Origin of the sequence: Salipiger sp. PrR002, from assembly GCF_010500775.1 — a bacterium.
Lineage (GTDB): Bacteria > Pseudomonadota > Alphaproteobacteria > Rhodobacterales > Rhodobacteraceae > Salipiger.
Window position 1 is genome coordinate 177,685 of record NZ_JAAGOU010000010.1, and the last position, 20,714, is coordinate 198,398.

General features: G+C 63.6%; 23 protein-coding genes and 2 pseudogenes. 19 read left to right on the forward strand and 6 right to left on the reverse strand.

Annotated elements, in window-relative coordinates; genetic code table 11:
* Positions 1–6 precede the first annotated feature (6 nt).
* From G0A00_RS12925 to G0A00_RS26870, 3 genes and pseudogenes are all read left to right on the forward strand, one after another.
* Positions 7–429: an RbsD/FucU family protein gene (locus G0A00_RS12925; RefSeq protein WP_164181254.1), complete on the forward strand. Its 423-nt coding sequence runs from the start codon at positions 7–9 to the stop codon at positions 427–429.
* 53 nt (positions 430–482) lie between these two features.
* Positions 483–1,028: pseudogene (locus G0A00_RS12930) on the forward strand (amidohydrolase); the annotation flags it as partial.
* Between the two features lie 94 nt (positions 1,029–1,122).
* On the forward strand, positions 1,123–1,260 hold the full coding sequence (locus G0A00_RS26870) for a hypothetical protein (RefSeq protein ID WP_368667698.1): 138 nt from the start codon (positions 1,123–1,125) through the stop codon (positions 1,258–1,260).
* 40 nt (positions 1,261–1,300) lie between these two features.
* On the opposite strand, the gene G0A00_RS12935 is transcribed toward G0A00_RS26870, so the two are convergent.
* The 3 genes from G0A00_RS12935 to G0A00_RS12945 all read right to left on the reverse strand — a co-directional run bounded on the left by G0A00_RS12935 (position 1,301) and on the right by G0A00_RS12945 (position 4,416).
* Complete coding sequence (locus tag G0A00_RS12935) at positions 1,301–2,329, reverse strand: methionine synthase (protein ID WP_164181252.1); 1,029 nt, start codon at positions 2,327–2,329, stop codon at positions 1,301–1,303.
* Between the two features lie 31 nt (positions 2,330–2,360).
* Positions 2,361–3,338 (reverse strand): DUF1852 domain-containing protein, encoded by a 978-nt coding sequence (locus G0A00_RS12940; RefSeq protein ID WP_164181247.1) that lies wholly within the window; start codon positions 3,336–3,338, stop codon positions 2,361–2,363.
* 205 nt (positions 3,339–3,543) lie between these two features.
* On the reverse strand, positions 3,544–4,416 hold the full coding sequence (locus G0A00_RS12945; protein WP_164181246.1) for a LysR family transcriptional regulator: 873 nt from the start codon (positions 4,414–4,416) through the stop codon (positions 3,544–3,546).
* Between the two features lie 431 nt (positions 4,417–4,847).
* Between G0A00_RS12945 and G0A00_RS12950 the strand changes: the two genes are divergently transcribed.
* Positions 4,848–5,462: a L,D-transpeptidase gene (locus G0A00_RS12950; RefSeq protein WP_235953025.1), complete on the forward strand. Its 615-nt coding sequence runs from the start codon at positions 4,848–4,850 to the stop codon at positions 5,460–5,462.
* A 303-nt stretch (positions 5,463–5,765) separates the two neighbouring features.
* Positions 5,766–6,473, forward strand: coding sequence for an SDR family NAD(P)-dependent oxidoreductase (locus G0A00_RS12955; protein WP_164181245.1), 708 nt, complete (start codon positions 5,766–5,768; stop codon positions 6,471–6,473).
* Between the two features lie 127 nt (positions 6,474–6,600).
* Here the strand turns inward: G0A00_RS12955 and G0A00_RS12960 are convergent, their stop codons facing one another.
* A complete protein-coding gene (locus G0A00_RS12960) occupies positions 6,601–7,386 on the reverse strand; it encodes a helix-turn-helix transcriptional regulator (protein ID WP_164181244.1) in 786 nt (261 codons plus the stop codon).
* A 55-nt stretch (positions 7,387–7,441) separates the two neighbouring features.
* Between G0A00_RS12960 and G0A00_RS12965 the strand changes: the two genes are divergently transcribed.
* The 5 genes from G0A00_RS12965 to G0A00_RS12985 all read left to right on the forward strand — a co-directional run bounded on the left by G0A00_RS12965 (position 7,442) and on the right by G0A00_RS12985 (position 12,058).
* Complete coding sequence (locus G0A00_RS12965) at positions 7,442–8,197, forward strand: MSMEG_1061 family FMN-dependent PPOX-type flavoprotein (RefSeq protein WP_368667700.1); 756 nt, start codon at positions 7,442–7,444, stop codon at positions 8,195–8,197.
* 35 nt (positions 8,198–8,232) lie between these two features.
* Entirely contained in the window at positions 8,233–9,138 is a 906-nt protein-coding gene (locus G0A00_RS26770; protein WP_164214208.1) for a PDR/VanB family oxidoreductase, read from the forward strand.
* 61 nt (positions 9,139–9,199) lie between these two features.
* Entirely contained in the window at positions 9,200–10,174 is a 975-nt protein-coding gene (locus G0A00_RS12975; protein WP_164181241.1) for a TRAP transporter substrate-binding protein, read from the forward strand.
* Positions 10,175–10,250: 76 nt separating this feature from the next.
* Positions 10,251–10,760: a TRAP transporter small permease gene (locus tag G0A00_RS12980; RefSeq protein ID WP_164181239.1), complete on the forward strand. Its 510-nt coding sequence runs from the start codon at positions 10,251–10,253 to the stop codon at positions 10,758–10,760.
* 5 nt (positions 10,761–10,765) lie between these two features.
* Complete coding sequence (locus G0A00_RS12985; RefSeq protein WP_164181516.1) at positions 10,766–12,058, forward strand: TRAP transporter large permease; 1,293 nt, start codon at positions 10,766–10,768, stop codon at positions 12,056–12,058.
* Positions 12,059–12,137: 79 nt separating this feature from the next.
* Here G0A00_RS12985 and G0A00_RS12990 read toward each other — a convergent pair whose 3' ends face one another.
* Positions 12,138–13,004, reverse strand: a complete 867-nt coding sequence (locus G0A00_RS12990; RefSeq protein WP_164181238.1) for an aldo/keto reductase — start codon at positions 13,002–13,004, stop codon at positions 12,138–12,140.
* 158 nt (positions 13,005–13,162) lie between these two features.
* Between G0A00_RS12990 and G0A00_RS26875 the strand changes: the two genes are divergently transcribed.
* The 9 genes from G0A00_RS26875 (at position 13,163) to G0A00_RS13035 (ending at position 20,254) form a co-directional block, all read left to right on the forward strand.
* Positions 13,163–13,393: an integrase core domain-containing protein gene (locus tag G0A00_RS26875; RefSeq protein WP_164181237.1), complete on the forward strand. Its 231-nt coding sequence runs from the start codon at positions 13,163–13,165 to the stop codon at positions 13,391–13,393.
* 240 nt (positions 13,394–13,633) lie between these two features.
* Positions 13,634–14,152 (forward strand): ferredoxin-type protein NapF, encoded by a 519-nt coding sequence (napF, locus tag G0A00_RS13000; RefSeq protein ID WP_164181236.1) that lies wholly within the window; start codon positions 13,634–13,636, stop codon positions 14,150–14,152.
* Positions 14,149–14,421 (forward strand): chaperone NapD, encoded by a 273-nt coding sequence (locus G0A00_RS13005; RefSeq protein WP_164181235.1) that lies wholly within the window; start codon positions 14,149–14,151, stop codon positions 14,419–14,421. The genes napF and G0A00_RS13005 overlap by 4 nt, the downstream gene beginning before the upstream one ends.
* Before the next feature lie 3 nt (positions 14,422–14,424).
* Positions 14,425–16,917: a nitrate reductase catalytic subunit NapA gene (napA, locus tag G0A00_RS13010; RefSeq protein ID WP_164181234.1), complete on the forward strand. Its 2,493-nt coding sequence runs from the start codon at positions 14,425–14,427 to the stop codon at positions 16,915–16,917.
* A 56-nt stretch (positions 16,918–16,973) separates the two neighbouring features.
* Positions 16,974–17,804, forward strand: a complete 831-nt coding sequence (napG, locus tag G0A00_RS13015) for a ferredoxin-type protein NapG (protein WP_164181233.1) — start codon at positions 16,974–16,976, stop codon at positions 17,802–17,804.
* A complete protein-coding gene (gene napH / locus G0A00_RS13020) occupies positions 17,801–18,718 on the forward strand; it encodes a quinol dehydrogenase ferredoxin subunit NapH (protein WP_164181232.1) in 918 nt (305 codons plus the stop codon). The genes napG and napH overlap by 4 nt, the downstream gene beginning before the upstream one ends.
* 43 nt (positions 18,719–18,761) lie before the next feature.
* Positions 18,762–19,205, forward strand: a complete 444-nt coding sequence (locus tag G0A00_RS13025; RefSeq protein WP_164181230.1) for a nitrate reductase cytochrome c-type subunit — start codon at positions 18,762–18,764, stop codon at positions 19,203–19,205.
* Positions 19,206–19,231: 26 nt separating this feature from the next.
* A complete protein-coding gene (locus G0A00_RS13030; RefSeq protein ID WP_164181228.1) occupies positions 19,232–19,930 on the forward strand; it encodes a NapC/NirT family cytochrome c in 699 nt (232 codons plus the stop codon).
* Positions 19,931–19,981: 51 nt separating this feature from the next.
* The gene (locus G0A00_RS13035) at positions 19,982–20,254 is read left to right on the forward strand and encodes a hypothetical protein (RefSeq protein WP_235953023.1); all 273 of its coding nucleotides are present in this window, start codon (positions 19,982–19,984) and stop codon (positions 20,252–20,254) included.
* Positions 20,255–20,616: 362 nt separating this feature from the next.
* On the opposite strand, the pseudogene G0A00_RS13045 reads toward G0A00_RS13035, so the two are convergent.
* Positions 20,617–20,714, reverse strand: a pseudogene (locus G0A00_RS13045) (IS5/IS1182 family transposase); the annotation flags it as partial.

Consider the following 20,714-nt stretch of genomic DNA (forward strand, 5'->3'; position numbering starts at 1 on the left):
TCGACAATGCTCAAAAATATCGACCCGCTGCTGACCGGCGACCTGCTCGCCATCCTGCGCGACATGGGGCACGGCGACGAAATCGTCCTGACCGACGCCAACTTTCCGGCGGCCGCCTTGGCCCGGCGCCTGATCCGCCTGCCGGGCATCGGTGTTGACCGCGTCGCCGAAGCAATTCTTTCGGTCATGCCCCTCGACGATTTTGTCGATGCCCCTGCCGCCGCCATGTCGTCTCCCGACGGTCGCCCGCCGATCTACGATGACTTTGATCGTATCCTTTCCGATGCAGCAGGCGCGCCGGTCACGATGGAGGAGATTGACCGCTTTGCCTTCTACGACCGCGCAAAGACCGCCTATGCCATCGTGGCGACGGGCGAACGGCGGCTCTACGCCAACCTCATTCTCAAGAAAGGGGTGCTGCGGGCATGACGATCGACGCCCATCAGCACTTCTGGCAGGTCGACCGCGGAGACTACGCTTGGATGACGCCGGACCTGACCCCGCTGTTGCGTGACTTCGGGCCCGAAGACCTTGCGCCCCTGATGGCCGAGGCCGGGATCGAACGCAGCATCGTCGTGCAGGCCGCAGAAACCGAGGCCGAGACGGATTTCCTGCTCGATCTTGCCGCACGGTCCGATTTCGTCGCGGGCGTGGTGGGTTGGCTCGACATGACCTCGCCGGATTTCGCCGCGCGGCTCGACCATTACGCGGAGCATCCGAAGTGGCTGGGGCTTCGGCCCATGTTGCAGGACCACGACCCCGCCCTCATCACCTCGGATGCCTTTCGGGCCGCCCTATGGGAGGTCGCCCGGCGCGACGTGCCGTTCGATATCCTGACCTTCCCGCGCCACCTGCCTGCGCTTTTGCAGGTGCTGCCCGACGTGCCCGGTCTGCGCGGCGTTGTCGACCATATGTCAAAGCCGGACATGACCTCCGGCGAGCTTGGACAATGGGGAGTGGACATCACCCGCATCGCCGCGCACCCCAACCTTTCGTGCAAAATCTCGGGCATGGTGACTGAGGCAGGGGCGGATTGGACCGCAGAACGCATCCGCCCCTTCCTGAGCCACGTGGCACGGTCCTTCGGTCCCCACCCGGCTGATTTTCGGAACCGACTGGCCGGTGTGCACGCTCGCCGCGACCCATTCAGAGGTCACCGAACTGGCCCGCGCGCTTCTTTCGGACCTCTATACGTCCGATGACCTCAGCAAGATTTTCGAAACCAATGCTGCGGAGTTCTACCGGCTGCCCGCGGGATGATGTGACCGGCTCCAAGGGTCCACCTCAATCATCTTACCGTTCAGCCAGCCAGTTCCTGACGGACAACTTCTGCACCCCCGCTCAACGCTTCGAGCTTGCCACGCGCGACGTTCCGCGACAGCGGCGTCATCCCACAATTGGTGCAGGGATAAAGCTTGTCCGCATCCACGAATTGCAGCGCCTTGCGCAGTGTGTTCGCGACCTCCTCGGGCGTCTCGATCTTGGGGGTGGCCACATCAATCGCGCCGACCATGATCTTCTTGCCGCGAAGCAGTTCCATAAGCTCAAGCGGAACGTGCGAGTTGTGGCATTCCAGCGAAATCAGATCGACGCCTGAGGCCTGAATGGCCGGGAAGATCATCTCGTACTGCCGCCATTCAGAGCCGAGGGTCGCCTTCCAATCCGTGTTCGCCTTGATGCCGTAGCCATAGCAGACATGGACCGCTTTCTGACACTTCAGGCCCTGCATGGCCCGCTCCAGCGTCGCCATCCCCCAATCATTGACCTCTTCAAAGAAGACGTTGAAGGCCGGCTCGTCGAATTGAATGATGTCGACCCCAGCAGCCTCAAGTTCCTTCGCCTCTTCGTTCAGCAGCGTGGCGAATTCCCAGGCCAGTTTCTCGCGGCTGCGGTAGTGGGCGTCATAGAGCGTGTCGATCATCGTCATAGGCCCGGGCAGCGCCCATTTGATCGGCGCATCGGTCTGTGCCCGCAGGAATTTGGCGTCCTCGACAAAGACAGACCGGGACCGTGACACGGCGCTGACCACCGTAGGGACGCTGGCCTCATAGCGGTTCCGGATCCGCACGGTCTCGCGCTTTTCGAAATCGACGCCATCGAGACCTTCAATGAAGGTGGTGACGAAATGCTGACGGGTCTGTTCGCCGTCACTGACGATATCGATGCCAGCGCCAAGCTGTTCGCCAAGGGTCACACGCAAGGCATCGCGTTTGGCCTGCGCAAGATCCTCCCCCGCAAGCTTCCAAGGCGACCAGAGCTTTTCCGGCTCGGCCAACCAAGAGGGTTTCGGCAGGCTGCCAGAGGTGGAGGTGGGGAGTAGTTTGGTCATTGGGGTGTGTCTCGTGCGGTAACTGAATTGGTCAAACGGCGGATTGAGCAGACCATTCGCCCAAACGGGCGAGGTGAGGCTTGATGAAATGCTCTTCGGCGAACCTGCCTTGCTCGGTCGCCAGTCGTGCGCGTTCCTCGCGGTCGTAGATGACGCGTGTGGGCGAGAAATCCCGGTGCTTCAGGCTGGGCTTGTAGCAGTGACCGGCCTCGGAATTCGCGTTGTAGATCTCGGGGCGGTAGATCTTCTGAAAGGCCTCCATCGTGCTGATCGTGCCGATGAGTTCGAGGTTGGTGTAGTCGTTCAGCAGGTCGCCGATGAAATAGAAGGCCAGCGGCGCGACGCTTCGGGGCGGCATGAAATACCGCACCTGCATGCCCATCTTGCGGAAGTACTGCTCTGTCAGCGAGGCACCGCTCGGCTCATACTCGACGCCAAGAACCGGATGGGCGTTGGTGGTCCGGCGGTAGGTCTTGCTCTCAGACACACTGATGCAGATCACCGGCGGCTTGCGGAACTGCGCCCTGAACGCCTCCGAGGCGACGAAGGCCCGGAAGATATTTCCATGCAACTCGCCGAAATCATCCGGCACGCTGATGCCGTCCCGCGCCTTGCGATGCGCGGGCAAGACGACGCTGAAATCATAATCCCGCAGGTAGGACGAGAAGTTGTTGCCCACGAGGCCGTCGATGCGCGCGTCGGTCTGCCTGTCATGTATGGTGGTCTTCAGCACCTCGATCACCGGGAAGGCTTGGCCTTTGCCGTCCACATCCAGATCGACCGAGATGATGTCGAGTTCGACGGCGTAGCGATCTCCCGAGGGATTGTCCCAATGCGCGAGGTCGTTGAACCGATTGTCGATCATGCGCAGCGCGTTTGTCAGGTTCTGCCGCCGGTTCGAGCCGCGTGCGAGGTTGGCAAAATTGGTCGTCAGCCGCGTGCTGTCGGTGGGCATGTAGTCTTCGTCGAACCGAAGGCTCGTGATTTTGAAGGCAGAGGGTTCGGGCATGATGCTTCGCTGTCCGGTCATTGTTCATGTTGCGCATCGCGGCAGGCGCGCTGCCCTGCGATGCCAGAGGTGCCGCTTGTATGGAGCGACAGACACATGAACAAAAATGACTTCTTCTCCGACTTTTATGACATGAGGTCATGCCGGAATATCCGCAACAAACGCTGCGGTTCTGCCTAAGGCAGGCAGTTCCAAAAACTTGGGATCAGACCTGAGCGGTCTCTGCCAGTTGAATGAACCCCTGAAGGTGGTTCTGGGATTCACCGGTCCGATAGCCCAAATGGATCGACTTGGGGATGCCCTCTCCGAGGCGCACACCTGTCACGCCCGTGGCATCACGCAGCAGCCAATCCGGCGTCGCGCTGACGGCTCGTCCCGAGGCGACCAGTCGAAGCATCAGATCGGTGGTCTCAACCGTGCGGTGCCGACGCGGCAGTGCATGGGCCGGGACCAAGAACCGGGTGTAGATGTCGAGCCGCTCGCGGGCGACCGGATAGGTGATTAGCGTCTCGCGTGCCAGATCGCCCGGCACGACCTGCCGTTTGCGGGCAAGCGGGTGGTCCTCGGCCACCGCGAGAACCAGTTCGTAATTGAAGACAGGCCTGTATTCGAGACCCGGGCGCTCTACAGGGTCAGGCGTGACCAGCAGGTCAATCTCATGCCCCAGCAACGCCGCCAGCCCGCCGAATTGGAAAGCGGAGGTCACGTCGAGATCGACATCCGGCCATTTCGCCAGAAATGGATCCACGATCCGCATCAGCCAATCCTGACAGGGGTGGCACTCCATCCCGACCCGGATCGCCCCCCGCCGACCGCGCGCATAGTCCTCCAGAACGGTGGCCCCGTGTTCAAGCTGGGGCAAAACCCGCGCTGCCAGCCCAAGCAGATACTCACCCGTCGGGGTGAGCCGCAGCTTGCGGCCCTCTCGCTCCCAAAGCTTCACGCCGTGCCGCTCTTCGAACCGGCGAATGGCATGACTGACCGCCGACTGTGTCAAATGCAGTCGGTCCGCGGCTTCGGTAAGGCTGCCGGTCCGGTCGATTTCGCGCAGGATGGCGAGTGGCTGTATGTCGATCATGTCTCTTGACCTATTTTCACTCCTATATGCCCTGAATGCTCCTGAGAGTCATGAATGGGATTGCCGCTGCGCGAAAGAGTTCCATGGCGCGACCGGTTCGGCGAAACGAAGCCATGACACCGAAGCCTGAGCGGGCCCGAGACAGGGCTCTTCTGCGGAAAGTACAGCGGACACACGCAATCCAGACTTTGGTGCCGGAACACCACGCTATTTCGGGATCACGCCCAAATGATGGAACTCTGCCATCATCGCACACATTCGGTTTCTTGATGGGAGCACGCAAGTAACTGCGGCTCCGGCAATGTTTGAACGGAGGTAACTGTGCGCGTGGCTAAACTCCGACGCCGCACCTTCCCTAAGCGCCAGTTAAGTTAACCCCAATAGTCATCTCTGGCTAATCGACGTTGGGCCGGTGACAGAAAGGAATAACCATGAATGCTTTTATGACGCGGCGCAGGACCCTGACGCTCGGCCTCGCCTCAGCAGCAGGTCTCGCGATGCCCGCGCTGCTGCGCGCACAGACCGCCACTCCGGCCCCCAGCGTGATACAACCGCAACTCGTTCGGTTGACGACCCCGCTGCCAGCCAACGAAGTTCACGTGTATCCAGACGCGTACCGGCTCTTCTGGTCACTTCCCGATGGCCAAGCGTGGGTCTATGCCATCCGCGTCGGCCGCGACGGGCTCTATGAGCCGGGTGAATACTTCGTCGGCGCCAAGAAAGAATGGCCTTCATGGACGCCGACGCCCGGCATGATCGAGCGCGAACCCGAAAAATATCAAAAATACGCCGATGGCGGTATGCCTGGGGGTCCCGGCAATCCTCTTGGTGCCCGCGCGCTCTATCTCTTCACCCCTGAGCGCGGCGACACCTTTTTGCGAATTCACGGGACGGATGATCCGGGAACCATCGGGCGGGCTGTCTCGAACGGTTGTGCCGGCCTCATAAACGACCAGATCACCCTGCTCTACGATCAGGTTCCGATGAACGCGCGTGTCGTGCTGCATCCCAAACGTCTTGGTGTAAGCACCCCGCAAGAAGGCTAGCGTCTGCAGCGAGGGCGCTGATCAACCGGCGCTTGGCGCGGTTTGAGAAAAGCGGGTTGGCAATGGTGACGCGCCCTTCCCAGTCAGGAAAGCTTCGCCGAAAGCTCTAGGCTGATACGGGGCCGCTTTCCGGGTGCACATCAAGTCGGCGCGTGGTCACGCCATGCCGCGCGGAGTGTATTTTCCAGACTTTCCCGCGGGTTCTTATGGTTACTCTTGAATGACTTGGCTAGGTTTGCGGTTCTAGTCCCGGCGCTGATCCCATGGCTGCCGCGAATGAGCTACTGACCGAAAGGACCCTCCATGACCGACCGCCCCGTAATGATGCTCACCGGCGGCAGCCGTGGGATTGGCGCAGAAATCGCCCGTGCGGCGCAGGCCCTCGGCTGGCACGTAAGCCTTGGTCTGCGCGACCCCACGCGCACACCAGAGGGGCTTGATCCGGCCTTGCTGGACACCTTTGCCTATGACGCTACCGACCGCGACGCCGAGACCGCTTGGGCCGAGGCTGTCATGGCGCAGCGCGGGCGGATCGACGCCATCGTCGCAAGCGCCGGGCTCTTCACCTCAAGCAGCATTGTCGAGGCTTCCGAGGCCGAGGTGGACACCCTTCTGGAGGTCAACCTGCGCGCCCCGCGGCGGCTGGCGATGGCGGCTTGGGAGGGTCTGAAAGGTGCAGGCCACGGCCGCGTCATCATCCTCGGATCGCTCTCCGGCAAGCGGGTGGCCTCGGCCGGATCCGGGCTCTACTCGGTCAGCAAGTTTGCCGCCGTCGGCCTTGCTCACGCGCTGCGCTACGAAGGTTGGGATCACGGCATCCGCGCGACCGCGATTTGCCCCGGCCTCGTGGCGACAGACATGGGGGAGACCGCCGCTGCGGGCAGCAGAGCCGCAGAGCAGATGACCCAGCCAGGGGAGGTCGCGCATCTGGTGATGGAAGCGATCGGCCTGTCGAATACCGCCTCGGTGCCCGAGATCCACATCAACTGCCGCACCGACGGGATCTTCTGACGGTCCGCCGTGCACCGGCAATCGGGTCTTGGGCGGCGCGCCAAGACCCCACCGGCCCTGCAAGAGCGTTTGCAGAGCCCAGAGGCCGCGCCGAGCGTTGCCTGATCACACCGCAGAGCAGTGGATTTCAACTCTCCAATGTGGAGGCAAAATACTGGCTCGGCGGCATCCCAAGAATTTTGCGAAAACAGGTCGTGAAGGCGCTCTGGTTCGCAAAGCCGCAATCCAGCGCCACATGAGCCAAAGGCTGTCCGTCCGCGATATTGCGCAGCGCTTCGAGCATGCGGGCCTGTTGCAGCCAAATCCCAAAGCTCAGCCCGGTCTCGGTGCGGAAGAGCCGCGTTAAACTGCTGCGACTCACGCCCATCCGGTCAGCGACATCGTCAATCGAGACCCGTTGACCGGGCCTGCGCATGATGTCTGCGCAGATCGCCCTAAGCTTGGGATGTTGCGGCAACGGCGCGTTGAGCGGTGTGATCTGGTTGAAATTAAGCTCATCCAGCATCAGCTGAGCGATCCGCCCGTAGCGGCTGTGTTCCGGGTATGTAAGTGGCATGTCGGCGGAGGCCCTGAGCAAGGCCCTGAGAAGCTCGGAAACCTCGACGACACAGCACGTCCCGGGATGGTCCAGCGTCGCCGCCAGTTCGGGCGCGATGTAAATGCTGCGCATTGAAACCCTGCCATTGGTGCGCGCGCTGTGCGGGGTGTCGGGTGGCAGCCAGACCGCGCGCTGTGGCGGCATGACCCATGATCCCGCCGGGGTATTGACCGTAACCACGCCGCGACTCGCATAGAGCAACTGAGCGCGGGCGTGGCGGTGTTCGGGAAATTCCAAATGCGCCGGATATTCATTCGCCGTGGCGATGACAGCGGCCCCTCCGACCGTGACGCTTTCAACTGCAGTCTGCCGCATAAGGCACTCTCTTCAACGCCGAGGGGCATTTCTGCGATGGAGGCGGGCCTTGGCTGTGACCGCACTGCAGGGCCTGACCCGATTTGAACAAAGATTAGCCCGAAGATGGAAGCAGGTCAATTTTTCGCCCATTACGATCTGCTGGAACGAGCACGGGACAGAACAGAACATGACTGACAGCCATCCTTTCGGAGACCTCGTCACAAGCACCGAAGAGTTGCGCGAGATCGTGCAACCGCCCTCGTCCCTTGTGCGGCGCAAGGTCATTTCCAGCATTGATCCGCATGTCCGCCGTTTCCTCGGCCTCACGCCCTACGTGATCCTCGCCACCTGCCGCCCCGATGGCCGCTGCGACAGCTCGCCGAGAGGCGGCGCGCCGGGCTTTATCGAAATCCTCGATGACCGGCATTTCCTGATCCGCGAAGCAACCGGCAACCGCCGATGCGACACCATGCTCAACCTGCTGGAAAATCCCGGCTTCGGTATGCTCGCCATCGTGCCCGGACTCGACGAGACTCTTCGCATCAATGGCCGGGCGTATGTTTGCAAGGGTGGTCCGCAAGCGGAGCCGCAGGACAAGGCTGGAACTGCGCCGCAGCTTGCGATCGGTTTCGAGGTGACCGAGTGCTATCTGCACTGCGCCAAGGCGGCCATGCGCTCGACGCTCTGGAATCCTCTCTCTTGGGTCGAGGAGGACGATCTGCCCCCTATCGCCGAGATCTTCCGTGACCACACTAAGGGCGCCGAAGGCGACGGATCCGTCGAACATATCGAAGCCCTCCTGCAAGACAGCTACACGAACAGACTATGAGCATTCCCAACCGCATCTTCGTGCGGGTCGAACGTGTGACGCGCGAGACAGGCACAATCCGCTCTTACGAATTGGTCGAGGCTGGCGGGCAAAATCTCCCGACCTTCAGCGCCGGCGCGCATATCGGCATCGCGGTGCCGACGATTGGCATCCGGCGATATTCTCTGATCAACTCGGTCTCTGCGCAGGGACGCTATGTCATAGCGATCGCCCGCGACGCGAAAGGAAAAGGCGGGTCGAAACTGCTGCACCGTCTGCTCAAACCCGGTGCGATCGCGCGCATATCACGACCGCGCAACGATTTTCCCTTGGCGGCATCGGGCGCGCATTGCCTGATCGCGGGGGGCATCGGGATCACGCCGATGCTTGCCATGGCCGAAGAGCTTGCCACGCGCGGCGACCCCTTCCACCTCCACCTTCTGGTGCGCTCGGCCGACGACATTCCCTTTCACGAGCGCATCGAGACGCTTGTGTCGCAAGGACAGGCCACCGTGCACCTGAGCGCCGAAACGGGTCGCGCCGATCTCCGCGCCCTTGTCGGCACTGCCGCAGACGACCGTCATGCGTATTGCTGCGGCTCAGCCGGGCTGATCGGCGCCTTTCAGAGCGCGACGCAGGACTGGCCGCGGAGCAACGTTCACTTCGAAGCTTTCGTCTCTCCGCCCGGAGAGGCCGAGAACCTTCCCTTCGAAGTGACCATCAAGAGCACGGGCGAAACCGTGCAAGTGAGTTCGCGGGAAAGCCTGCTCGACGCCCTTAAACGGTGCCGGGTTCCGGTCGACTCCTCTTGCGAGATCGGCAGTTGCGGCACCTGCAAGCTGCGCTTTCTGCAAGGCCACCCGCTTCACCGCGATCTGCTTCTCACGGACACCGAACGCAAGACGCACCTCCTCAGCTGCGTCTCACGCGCAGAGGGCACGACCATGGTCCTCGATCTATAGCCCCTCGCCGCCACAGGGAGGCGGGGATTTCTCCTCAACCGGAAAAGAAAGAAAAAACAAAATGAAACGCATTCTTTTGACAACCGCAGCGCTGCTCTCACTCGTCAGCACCGGCGCGCGCGCCGAGACCAGCTGGGATCTGCCGACGGCTTATGGCGCGGGCGTGTTCCATACCGAGGTCCTCCAGTCCTTCGCGGATGAGGTCGAGGCGCTGACGGATGGCGACCTGAAAATCACGGTTCACCTCGGCGCGTCGCTCTACAAGGCACCCGAGATCAAGCGCGCGGTCCAGTCCGGTCAGGTTCAGGCCGGAGAGGTCCTGCTGTCGAACTTTTCGAACGAGAACCCGCTGTTCGGCGTCGACTCCGTGCCCTTCCTCGCCGTGAGCTATGACGATGCCAAGCGGCTGGACGCAGCGTCCCGGCCCGCGCTCGACGCCCTGCTCGCGGATCAGGGCATGATGCTGCTCTACACCGTGCCGTGGCAGGGTCAGAACCTCTACAGCGAGAAACCCATCTCTGATGTCAGCGATCTGGCCGGCACCAAGATGCGCGCCTACAACCCTGCCACATCCGAACTGGCCACACTGCTCAAGGCGCAGCCGACGACGATCCAATTGTCCGAGATGGGACAGGCGCTTGCGACGGGCATGGTGGAAAACCTGTTGAACTCGAGCGCCGGAGGCGTGTCCGCCAAGTTCTATGAGCAGATCAGCTATCTTTACACGGTCAACGCGTGGCTGCCCAAGAACGGTGTCCTTGTCTCCAAGGCGGCGTTCGACGCGCTGCCCGAAAAAGATCAGCAGGCCGTTCTGAAGGCCGCCGCAGAGGCCGAGACACTCGGCTGGCAGATGAGCGAGGCGAAAGACGACGAATACCTCGACACGCTGCAGGCCGAAGGCATGACGATCGAGGCCCCGACGCAGGCTCTGACCGACGGCCTGAAAGCGGCCGGTGATGCCATGCTCGAAGACTGGCTGGAAACGAGCGGGCCGGAGGGTGCCGCCCTGATCGAGGCGTATCACGCCGGAAAATGAGGCCACGCTGGCCAAGCAAGGACGGATGGCCGCTCAGGCCCTCCGTCATCCAGACCACAGCAAGGGATTGCCAGCCATGAGATCGGCTCTTGATATCTTATACCGCGTCCTAGGTGTCCTCGCCTGTGCCGCGATGCTCGCCGCGTTCGCTTGTACCTGCCTGTCGATCGCAAGCCGCCTTGCGGGCATCGCGCTGTCCGGACTTGACGCATATGCGGGATATTTCGTGGCCGCGGCGCTTTTCCTTGGCATGCCGGTGACCTTCCAGGCCGGCGGCCACATCCGGGTGAATTTCCTGCTCGAAAGGCTGGCGGGAAGCGGACGCCGACGGCTTCAGCAGCTTTGTCTTGGCCTTGGCTGCATGGCGACCTTCTACCTTGCCTATTACGCCATCCGCTTGGTCTGGCAGTCGCATCTTTTCCACGATGTCTCCTCTGGCGCCGACGCCACGCCGCTCTGGATCCCTCAGATCGCCATGGCGCTTGGAGCGGTGGGCTTTGCCCTGTCGCTGCTCGATGCCCTGATCAGTGATTTGCGTGGCGCGCGGTTCTTCGTCTCTGCCGAGACCCCAGCCGAGGCCGCGTGATGCCGATGGACCTTCTCATTGCCATATCGCTTGTGGCGCTCTTGCTGGTCACCCTCGCCTCCGGCCTCTGGGTCGGGCTTGCGCTTGTCGGCGTCGGCGTGATCGCCATGGAACTCTTCACCCCAAGGGCCGCGGGCGATGCCATGGCCCTGACGATCTGGGGCGCGACAAGCGGCTGGACGATGGTCGCCCTTCCGATGTTCCTTTGGATGGGCGAGATCCTGTTCCGCACGAAGGTGATCGACAATGTCTTCCGCGGCGTCGCCCCTTGGGCCGACATGATCCCGGGCCGCCTGTTGCATGTGAACGTCTTCAGCTGCGCCATTTTCGCCGCCGTCAGCGGATCGTCGGCTGCGACCTGCGCAACCGTTGGACGGATGGTGGTGCCCGAGCTGCACAAACGAGGGTATCCCGAGCGCCTGATGGTCGGCACGCTGGCCGGATCGGCATCGCTGGGGCTGCTCATCCCGCCTTCGGTGATCATGATCGTTTACGGCGTCGCCGCAGATGTGTCGATCGTCAAACTGTTCATCGCCGGGATCATACCGGGTCTCGTGCTCACCTTGGCCTTTTCGGGATATGTGATGGGCTGGGCGATGCTCAATCCCGCCCAAGTCCCATCGGCCGGGTTCCGGATGAGCCTGAGCGAAAAGATCCGGGGCTCTGCCGGGCTGCTGCCCGTGATCCTGCTTATCGCGACGGTCATGGGCTCGATCTACATGGGCATCGCCACGGCGACCGAGGCGGCCATCATCGGTGTCGTCGGTGCCCTGCTCTTGTCAGCTCTGGACGGCACACTGACCTACCGCAGTTTCTGCGACGGGCTGATGTCCAGTGTTCGCGTCTATTGCATGATTGGCCTGATCCTGGCCGGTGCCGCCTTTCTGACCCTCGTCATGGGGTTCGTCGGCCTGCCGCGGCAGGTTGCCGAACTGATTGGTTCCGCGAACCTGCCGCCGTTTGCCCTGATCATGATGCTGACCGTCTTCTTCATCGTGCTGGGGTGCTTTCTCGACGGCATCTCCATGGTGATCCTCACCATCGCCATCCTGCTCCCGACGATACAGCAGGCCGGGATCGACCTGATCTGGTTCGGCGTCTACATCGTCCTTGTGGTCGAACTGGCGCAGATCACACCTCCGGTGGGGATGAACCTCTTCGTGATCCAGAACATCACTGGGGTGAGCATAGGCAGGGTCGCGAAAGCTTCGATGCCCATGTTCGCGATCATCCTAGGCTTCCTGCTGCTGAGCTACGCGGTCCCGGGGCTCGTGACGTGGCTGCCGAGCCATATTTGACCGCCGCGCCCGAGGGCCAATTGGTGGCCCGGGGCGCGGCGTCTGTCGGCGCGCTTCGTCGCCAACCTGTTTCGGCAGATCAAGCCTTGGCATAGACCGGGAACATGCTGGCGTCGCCGTAGTGCTTGATCTCCTCGGCGCGCTTCAGGGCGTCCATGTCCGCGTCCGAGATCACGAAGTCCAGCTCGGCGTTGCTCTTCATATGCGCCGGGTTGCCGGTCTTCGGCAGCGCCGCAAGACCCAGTTGCAGCACGTATCGGATGCAGAGTTGCGGGACGGTGACGCCATATGTGTCGGCCATCGCCTTGATCTCGGCGTTGTCGAGGATCTTGCCGTGCGCGATGGGCGAATAGGCTTCGAGCAGCACGCCGTTCCGCTGGCAGAAGTCGATCAGCTCGAACGGGGTGTTGCTGATGTGCGCGAGGACCTGGTTGATCATCGGCTTGACGGTCGCGTTATTCAGAAGGTTTTGCAGGTCCGCCTGCTTGAAGTTCGACACGCCGATGGCGCGGATCTTGCCGGCCTCGTAGGCCTCTTCCAGCGCCTTCCACGCGGCAAGGTTGCCCTCGAAGCAGCGATCTTCGCCGCCGAACTCTGCCCAGGGCTGCGGGCTGTGGATGATCAGCAGGTCGATATAATCGAGCCCGAGGGTCTCGAGCGAGCCGTCGATCGCCGCCTTGGCGCCATCGTAGTCCTTGATCTCAGCCGCCAGCTTGGTCTGCAGGAACAGCTGGTCACGGGCCACGCCGCTCTCGCGGATGCCCTGACCAACGCCGCGCTCGTTGCCGTAGGCCTGAGCGGTGTCGATGTGCCGATAGCCCATCGCGATGGCCGCCTTCACGGCCTCCGCCACGACATCGTCTTCGATCATCCAGGTGCCGAGGCCGAGGCCGAGTTTCGGCATGGCGACACCATTGGGAAGGGTGAAAGTTTCTTCGAGGATCATCTGTGTCACTCCGGATTTTGGTTCCCGGACAGGTGCGGCCGACGAGATGTCGCTGACGCCTCACCGGCCCTGTCCGCTTCATGACCGGGTATTTAGATGAGACCGCCCGACCGGATAATCCGCTCAGAATGGAAGGCACTCATGAGCGCAATGCATGAATGGTTGCATTGCCCAGATGGCAGCGCGTGGCCATAACCTGTCGGCAGCGCTTGTTCCCGACGTGCTACGGGACCGACCTGACCAGCACCGCGACGATAACCTTCGCACCCGCCCAGCGGGTCGAGTGGCGCTATAATGCGCCAGGCAAGGCTGTGCAGAACGTCTTTGTGGACAGCGTTCATGGTCGGATGCAAGGCGAGCTGCTCAACGAGGCAATGCTCTCAACCTGACCCACGCGCAGATCCGGCGTAAACACAAACCGGGTTCCGGTCGCGGCGAGATGAAGGATCAGTGGCGGGTCAGACGGCACACTAGTGCGTCTTTGGCGAAATCGTGGGTCCCCGATTTTTTGCCGATTCCCTGCATCTTCTGAGACTGTCCTTTCCCGGGCAGTCAACCTGTGGCAGACTTTCGGTCATAGTTCTCGTCCGCAGGATTTTTCGCGGGCAAAGCGGAAAGCCAGGACGTCGATGACGACCCAGCACAGCAGACGCAACTTCCTTCGCGGGCAATTGTCGCGCCCCGAGGCACCTCTGATGAGGCCCCCGGGGGCGCAGGCCCGCTTCTCGCAGCTCTGTACCGGCTGCGGCGACTGCCTGCGCGCCTGCCCCGAGGCGATCCTTATTCGACAGCCCGACGCGCCAGACCCCGCCCTGCCGCTGGTCGACTTCTCGCAAGGCCCCTGCACGTTCTGCGGCGCCTGCGCCGAGGCCTGCGAGACCGGCGCCCTGCGTCCCGAGGCCGTGCCCGACTGGCCGTGGACCGCCACCATCACTGACATCTGCCTGTCGCTCAGTGGCATCGCGTGCCGGGCCTGCGAAGATGCCTGCGAGCCCCGCGCCATCCGCTTTCGCCTGATGACCGGCGGCCGCGCCGCCCCCACGCTCGACCCCGCGCAATGCACCGGCTGCGGCGACTGCGCCTTTGTCTGCCCGGCCAGCGCGGTGTCCTTTGAGCAGCGCGCACCAGTATCTGAGGCCGTGCGATGAACATCTGCGGCTGCCTCGTCCACGTCGCGCAGGATGCGCTGCTTGATGCCCGCGCGCAGATGGAGGCGCTCGACGGCGTAGAGGTGCATGCCCAGAGCGACGACGGGCGGCTGGTGGTTGTGGTCGAGGACACCGACACCGCCTTTGCTTCGGACACCATCATGTCGCTGCACCAGATCCGCGGCGTGATCTCGCTGACCATCAACTACCACCATTTCGAAGACCTCCCGCAGCGCCCATCCCCCGCCGCTCCCCATCCGGAGACCTGACCCATGACCATTTCGGACTCGCGCAGGACTTTCCTCAAGGCCACCGCCGCCGCCAGCACCGCCGCCGCCGCGGGCATATCGCTCGCCCCCGGCGCGCTGGCGCAGACCCCGGGCAATTCGGACATCCGCTGGGATAAGGCCCCCTGCCGCTTCTGCGGCACCGGTTGCTCGGTGCTTGTCGGGACCAAGGCGGGCCGTGTGGTCGCCACGCAGGGCGACCCCGAGGCGCCGGTGAACCGCGGCCTGAACTGCATCAAGGGCTATTTCCTGTCGAAGATCATGTATGGCGCCGACCGGCTCACCACGCCGATGCTGCGCAAGTCGGGCGGCGTCTACGACAAGAACGGCGAATTCGAACCGGTGAGCTGGGACGAGGCCTTCGACGTCATGGCCGAAAAGTGGAAGGCGGCGCTGGCCGCCAAGGGCCCAACCTCGGTGGGCATGTTCGGCTCGGGACAATGGACGGTCTGGGAGGGCTACGCCGCCTCCAAGCTGATGAAGGCGGGCTTTCGATCGAACAACATCGACCCCAACGCCCGGCACTGCATGGCCTCGGCAGTGGTCGGCTTCATGCGCGCCTTCGGCATCGACGAGCCGATGGGCTGCTACGACGACTTCGAGCACGCCGACACCTTCGTGCTCTGGGGCTCGAACATGGCCGAGATGCATCCGATCCTGTGGTCGCGCCTCACCGACACCCGGCTGACCAAGGAGGGCGCGCAGGTGCACGTGCTGTCGACCTTCGAACACCGCAGCTTCGAGCTGGCAGACAACGGCATGGTGTTCACCCCGCAGACCGATCTGGCGATCCTCAACTACATCGCCAATTACATCATCCAGAATAACGCGGTGAATTGGGACTTCCTTGATAAGCACGTCAACATCACCCGCACCGCCACCGACATCGGCTACGGGCTCCGCGACACCAACCCGTTGCAGGAAGCCGCGGCCAATCCCAACTCTGGCGAGCTGACCCCGATCGACTTTGACGAATATGCCGCCGCCGTTTCGGAATACACGTTGGAGAAGGTCTCCGAGATGTCCGGCGTTCCGGCACACCAGCTCGAACGGCTGGCCGAGCAATACGCCGATCCCAACCGCAAGGTCATGTCGCTTTGGACCATGGGCTTCAACCAGCACACGCGCGGCTCTTGGGCGAACGGCCTGTGCTACAACGTCCATCTGCTGACCGGGAAGATCTCGGAGCCGGGCAACTCCCCCTTCTCGCTCACCGGCCAGCCCTCGGCCTGCGGCACCGCGCGCGAGGTTGGCACCTTCGCGCACCGGCTGCCCGCCGATATGGTGGTGACAAACCCCGAACACCGCGCCCATGCCGAGGAGATTTGGAAGCTGCCCGAGGGCACCATCCCCGAAAAGCCCGGGCTGCACGCGGTTGCGCAGAACCGCGCGCTGAAGGACGGCACGCTCAATGCCTACTGGGTGCAGTGCAACAACAACATGCAGGCTGGCGCCAACATCAACGAGGAGGGCTGGCCCGGCTACCGCAACCCCGAGAATTTCGTCACCGTCTCGGACCCCTACCCGACCGTGACCGCCATGTCGGCCGACCTCATCCTGCCCACCGCCATGTGGGTCGAGAAGGAAGGCGCCTACGGCAATGCCGAGCGCCGCACCCAGTTCTGGCGCCAGCAGGTCATGGCGCCGGGCGAGGCCAAGTCGGACCTCTGGCAGCTGATGGAGTTCGCCAAGCGCTTCACCGTCGAGGAGGTCTGGGGCGACGAGTTGGTGGCCAAGATGCCCGAGCTGGCCGGAAAGACGCTCTACGAGGTGCTCTACGAGAACGGCCAGGTGAACGCCTTCCCACTGGAAGAGACCGCCGAGGGGTTTGACAATGTCGAGGCTCAGCACTTCGGCTACTACGTGCAAAAGGGGCTGTTCGAGGAGTACGCCTCCTTCGGACGCGGCCACGGCCATGACCTCGCGCCCTTCGAGCAGTATCATCAGGCGCGCGGCCTGCGCTGGCCGGTGGTGGACGGGCAGGAAACGCTCTACCGCTTCCGCGAGGGCTACGATCCCTATGTGCCCGAGGGCACGGAGGTGACCTTCTACGGCTATCCGGACGGCAAGGCGAAGATCATCTTCGCCCCCTACGAGCCGCCTGCCGAAGCGCCGGACGAGGAATACGACCTGTGGCTCTCGACCGGGCGGGTTCTGGAGCACTGGCACTCGGGCTCGATGACCCGCAGGGTGCCCGAGCTGCACCGCGCCTTCCCTGCCGCCGTGGTCTTCATGCACCCTGAAGACGCCGAGGAACGCGGCCTGCGCCGCGGCCAGGAAATCAACATCTCGACCCGGCGCGGCGAGATGCTCAGCCGGGTCGAGACCCGCGGCCGCAACAAGGTGCCCAAGGGGCTGGTTTTCGTGCCGTGGTTCGACGAGGGGCAGTTGATCAACAAGCTGACGCTCGACGCCACCTGTCCGCTGTCCAAGGAGACCGACTTCAAGAAATGCGCCTGCAAAGTCGAGCGCGTGTAATCCCGCGCACCTGCCCGCGCGCCTGACGCCGGAGGAGACGCCAGAGGAGGCCTGCCATGCCCGCCGCCATGCCGCTGTCGCCGCAACGCCGCAGGTTCCTGATGGACACCGCGCGGATGGCCGGTGGCTGCGCGCTCGCGGGCGGCGCACTGGCATGGCTGGCGCGGGATGCGCGGGCGCTTCCGGCAGAGGCACTGCGTCCGCCCGGCGCCCTGCCCGAGGCCGAGTTTCTCGGCGCCTGCATTCGTTGCGGGCTCTGCGTGCGCGACTGCCCCTATGACACGCTGGCCCTGGCCGAACTGGGCGCTGACGGCCCGGCCACCGGCACGCCCTTCTTCACCGCCCGCGACGTGCCCTGCGAGATGTGCGACGACATCCCCTGCGTCGTGGCCTGCCCCACCGGGGCGCTGGATCCGGCCCTCAACAATATCGACGAGGCGCGCATGGGCACCGCGGTTCTGGTCGATCAGGAGAACTGCCTCAACTTCCTCGGGCTGCGTTGTGACGTCTGCTACCGGGTCTGCCCGGTGATCGACGAAGCGATCACCCTCGAGTTGTCGCACAATGACCGGTCAGGCCATCACGCGATCTTTGCCCCGACCGTCCACGCCGAGCACTGCACCGGCTGCGGCAAATGCGAAAAGAGCTGCGTGCTGCCCGAAGCCGCGATCAAGGTGCTGCCGTTGCGGCTGGCCCGCGGCGCACCCGCCGAGCATTACCGCAAAGGCTGGGAGGAGATGGAGGACCACGGCGGCCCGCTGGTCGAGGGGGTGATTGACCTGCCCGACCGCCTGCCCGGCCCCGGCACCGACAACCTCGCCGCGCCCGGCGGGTTCGAGCCCAGCTTCACCCTTCCGGCCTCCCCGGTACCGGGAGCAGGCGAATGAAGGAGAAGACCAAACTCCCCGTCGGCGCGGAGGCGATCCACCTCAAGGGCTGGTGGCGGGCGCACCGTTTCCTGCTGCTGCGGCGCCTGTCGCAGGGGTTCTTCCTGCTGCTCTTCCTTCTGGGTCCATGGTTCGGCCTCTGGTGGGTGACCGGCACGCTTGCCGGTTCGCGCAGCTTTGGCATCCTGCCGCTGACCGATCCGCTGGTGCTGGCGCAGAGCCTCGCCGCCGGTCACTGGCCCGAGCTGACGGCGCTGATCGGCGCCGCGATCGTGGTCATCGGCTACGTGCTGATCGGCGGGCGGGTCTATTGCTCGTGGGTCTGCCCGATCAACCCGGTGACCGATGCCGCGCACTGGCTGCACGTGAGACTCGGCCTGCCGAAGGGCTGGCAGCCCAAGCGGCATACGCGGCTCTGGCTGCTCGGCACGGTGCTGGTCGTCTCGGCCCTGACCGGCACTATCGCCTGGGAGGCGATCAACCCGATTACCATGCTGCACCGCGGGCTGGTCTTCGGTACGGCCTTCGGCATGGGCTTTGCCTGGGCACTGGTGGCGCTGGTCTTCCTGTTCGACCTGCTGGTCTCGCGTCGCGGCTGGTGCGGGCACCTCTGCCCGGTCGGCGCCTTCTACGGGCTCCTGGGCACGCACAGCCTGCTGCGGGTCAGCGCCACAGGTCGCGCCGCCTGCGACGACTGCATGGATTGCTTTGCCGTCTGCCCCGAGAACCACGTCATCGCCCCGGCCCTGCGCGGCAAGGAGGCCGAGACGCCGCTTATCCTCTCGCCCGACTGCACCAACTGCGGACGCTGCGTCGACGTCTGCTCGGTCGACGTTTTCTCTTTCACCCATCGCTTCGACACACATGTCGAGACCTCCTCCCCGCCCGAACGATCCCGACACTCCGCCGCCTGAGGTACCCACCCTGCGTGACAGCAATCAACTACGGAGAGCGCCCATGAAACTGCCGGTCATCGCCAAGATCGCCGCCTTTGCCTCGCCCCTGCTCATCGCGGGGCTGGTCGTGGCGCAGACAACCGGAGGCCTCCAGTCGCTGCGCGGCGCGGCAGTGGATCAGGAAATCCAGCCGCCCGAGGTCTACCAGCAGCAGGAGGGCCGCGAAGTGCGCAACTACCGCCAGCAGCCGCCGACCATTCCGCACTCCATGACCCAGTACCAGATCGACCTGCGCACCAACCAATGCCTGAGCTGCCACGACTGGACCAACGCCGGCGACCGCGGCGCGCCGACGCTATCGATGACCCACTACCTCGACCGCAGCGGCAACCAGCTCGACACCGTCGCCGGCACCCGCTGGTTCTGCAACCAGTGCCACGTCCCACAGGCGGATGCGCCAGCGCTGGTCGGCAACGACTTCGAAGCCTCCAGCGTCTCGCGCTGACGCAGGACCGAATGGGGAGAGACGACATGCCGGACAATCACGGGCACCGCCGCAACATCCTGCTCCGCATATGGGACAAATTCTGGAGCCCTACCGGACTGTTCAGCACCGGCTTCCTGCTGATCGCGGGGTTTCTGGGCGGCATCCTCTTCTGGGGCGGCTTTCACTGGTCGCTGGAGCTGACCAATACCGAAGAGTTCTGCACCTCCTGCCACTCGATGGAGACCAACCTCGGCGAGTACCGCCAGACCATCCACTACAACAACCACTCCGGCGTGCGGGCGATCTGCTCGGACTGCCACGTGCCGCATGAGTGGCAGTACAAGATGAAGGCCAAGGTGATGGCGGTGAAGGACGTCTACCACGAGCTGCGGGGCACCATAAACACCGCAGAGAAATACGAGGACCGGCGGCTCGAGATGGCCGCCGCGGTGTGGAAGAAGATGAAGGCGACGGACAGCCGCGAGTGCCGCAACTGCCACGCCTTCGAATATATGGATTTCACCATCCAAGAGACGCGGGCGGCGCAGAACCATCAGCGCGCGGTGGACGAAAACATGACCTGCATCGACTGCCATCAGGGCATCGCACATGATCTCGCGCCGGGGTATCTCGAAGAATACCAGCACGTCGTCGAGACCTTGGCGCAAGGCCGTATACCCGAGGCGTCGGGGCGCGTCGATCTCGCCTCGATCAAGTCCTACTTGGGCATGGACGCCGACTGACCGGACGCAGCGCAGTGCCTGCCGCTGCTCGCACAGAAGGGAGACATCACCATGCTGAGCCTGCTTGATTTACTCGGCACCATCGGAGGCAGCATCCTTGGCCTTCCCGGCATCCTCGGCGTCGCGCTCGGCATGACGACCCGCAACTGGATTGTCGCGCCGATCCTCGGCGGTGCCATCGGGGTGCTCTCGCCGCTGATCCTCGGCGGCCACCATTCCGCCGAGGTGCCGATCACGGCGCTGGAATACAGCGTCTCGACCATCGTCGGCATCCTCGCCGGGCTGGTGGGCTGCGCGATCAGGCATAAGGGCGCAAAAGTGTAACCGTTCTCGTTTCGCAACGGCGCGGTTGTGCTCGTGGTGGGGGTGAACGATCGTGTCTTTGAGACGCGGAAGCAAATCGCTACCTGAGCCGCGCAAGCTGTGAAGATGCGTGGAAAACTGACCCCATAGCGGGGTGAGGTGCACCCCGTGCAGGGTCATGCTCATCGCGCCGATCCGCAGCGTGGTGGCGTCGAAGTCGAAGCCGTCACACACGCCGTTGTGGAAATGGTCGTGGGTTTCCTTTATGCGCAAAATCTCGGTGTGATTGTCGCAGAGGTATTCGGCCGCCGCCACGAGGGAGCCGCAGGTGCCCGCTGAGCCGACCCCATCGAGTGGTCCGGGTTAAATGCTAGGGTCAGGATTCATAACCAGTAGATGACGAGGGCGGCTAGGGCGACGGCCGAAAAGAAGACCTTCGGGCACCGGTCATATCGGGTGGCCACACGCCTCCAGTCCTTGA

What these genes read in the sequence shown, in the direction of transcription:
- G0A00_RS12925 (WP_164181254.1), top strand. Translation starts at nt 7, where the DNA reads ATGCTCAAAAATATCGACCCGCTGCTGACCGGCGACCTGCTCGCCATC.
- G0A00_RS12935 (WP_164181252.1), bottom strand. Translation starts at nt 2,329, where the DNA reads ATGACCAAACTACTCCCCACCTCCACCTCTGGCAGCCTGCCGAAACCC.
- G0A00_RS12940 (WP_164181247.1), bottom strand. Translation starts at nt 3,338, where the DNA reads ATGCCCGAACCCTCTGCCTTCAAAATCACGAGCCTTCGGTTCGACGAA.
- G0A00_RS12945 (WP_164181246.1), bottom strand. Translation starts at nt 4,416, where the DNA reads ATGATCGACATACAGCCACTCGCCATCCTGCGCGAAATCGACCGGACC.
- G0A00_RS12950 (WP_235953025.1), top strand. Translation starts at nt 4,848, where the DNA reads ATGAATGCTTTTATGACGCGGCGCAGGACCCTGACGCTCGGCCTCGCC.
- G0A00_RS12955 (WP_164181245.1), top strand. Translation starts at nt 5,766, where the DNA reads ATGACCGACCGCCCCGTAATGATGCTCACCGGCGGCAGCCGTGGGATT.
- G0A00_RS12960 (WP_164181244.1), bottom strand. Translation starts at nt 7,386, where the DNA reads ATGCGGCAGACTGCAGTTGAAAGCGTCACGGTCGGAGGGGCCGCTGTC.
- G0A00_RS12975 (WP_164181241.1), top strand. Translation starts at nt 9,200, where the DNA reads ATGAAACGCATTCTTTTGACAACCGCAGCGCTGCTCTCACTCGTCAGC.
- G0A00_RS12980 (WP_164181239.1), top strand. Translation starts at nt 10,251, where the DNA reads ATGAGATCGGCTCTTGATATCTTATACCGCGTCCTAGGTGTCCTCGCC.
- G0A00_RS12985 (WP_164181516.1), top strand. Translation starts at nt 10,766, where the DNA reads ATGGACCTTCTCATTGCCATATCGCTTGTGGCGCTCTTGCTGGTCACC.
- G0A00_RS12990 (WP_164181238.1), bottom strand. Translation starts at nt 13,004, where the DNA reads ATGATCCTCGAAGAAACTTTCACCCTTCCCAATGGTGTCGCCATGCCG.
- G0A00_RS26875 (WP_164181237.1), top strand. Translation starts at nt 13,163, where the DNA reads ATGGTTGCATTGCCCAGATGGCAGCGCGTGGCCATAACCTGTCGGCAG.
- napF (WP_164181236.1), top strand. Translation starts at nt 13,634, where the DNA reads ATGACGACCCAGCACAGCAGACGCAACTTCCTTCGCGGGCAATTGTCG.
- G0A00_RS13005 (WP_164181235.1), top strand. Translation starts at nt 14,149, where the DNA reads ATGAACATCTGCGGCTGCCTCGTCCACGTCGCGCAGGATGCGCTGCTT.
- napA (WP_164181234.1), top strand. Translation starts at nt 14,425, where the DNA reads ATGACCATTTCGGACTCGCGCAGGACTTTCCTCAAGGCCACCGCCGCC.
- napG (WP_164181233.1), top strand. Translation starts at nt 16,974, where the DNA reads ATGCCCGCCGCCATGCCGCTGTCGCCGCAACGCCGCAGGTTCCTGATG.
- napH (WP_164181232.1), top strand. Translation starts at nt 17,801, where the DNA reads ATGAAGGAGAAGACCAAACTCCCCGTCGGCGCGGAGGCGATCCACCTC.
- G0A00_RS13025 (WP_164181230.1), top strand. Translation starts at nt 18,762, where the DNA reads ATGAAACTGCCGGTCATCGCCAAGATCGCCGCCTTTGCCTCGCCCCTG.
- G0A00_RS13030 (WP_164181228.1), top strand. Translation starts at nt 19,232, where the DNA reads ATGCCGGACAATCACGGGCACCGCCGCAACATCCTGCTCCGCATATGG.
- G0A00_RS13035 (WP_235953023.1), top strand. Translation starts at nt 19,982, where the DNA reads ATGCTGAGCCTGCTTGATTTACTCGGCACCATCGGAGGCAGCATCCTT.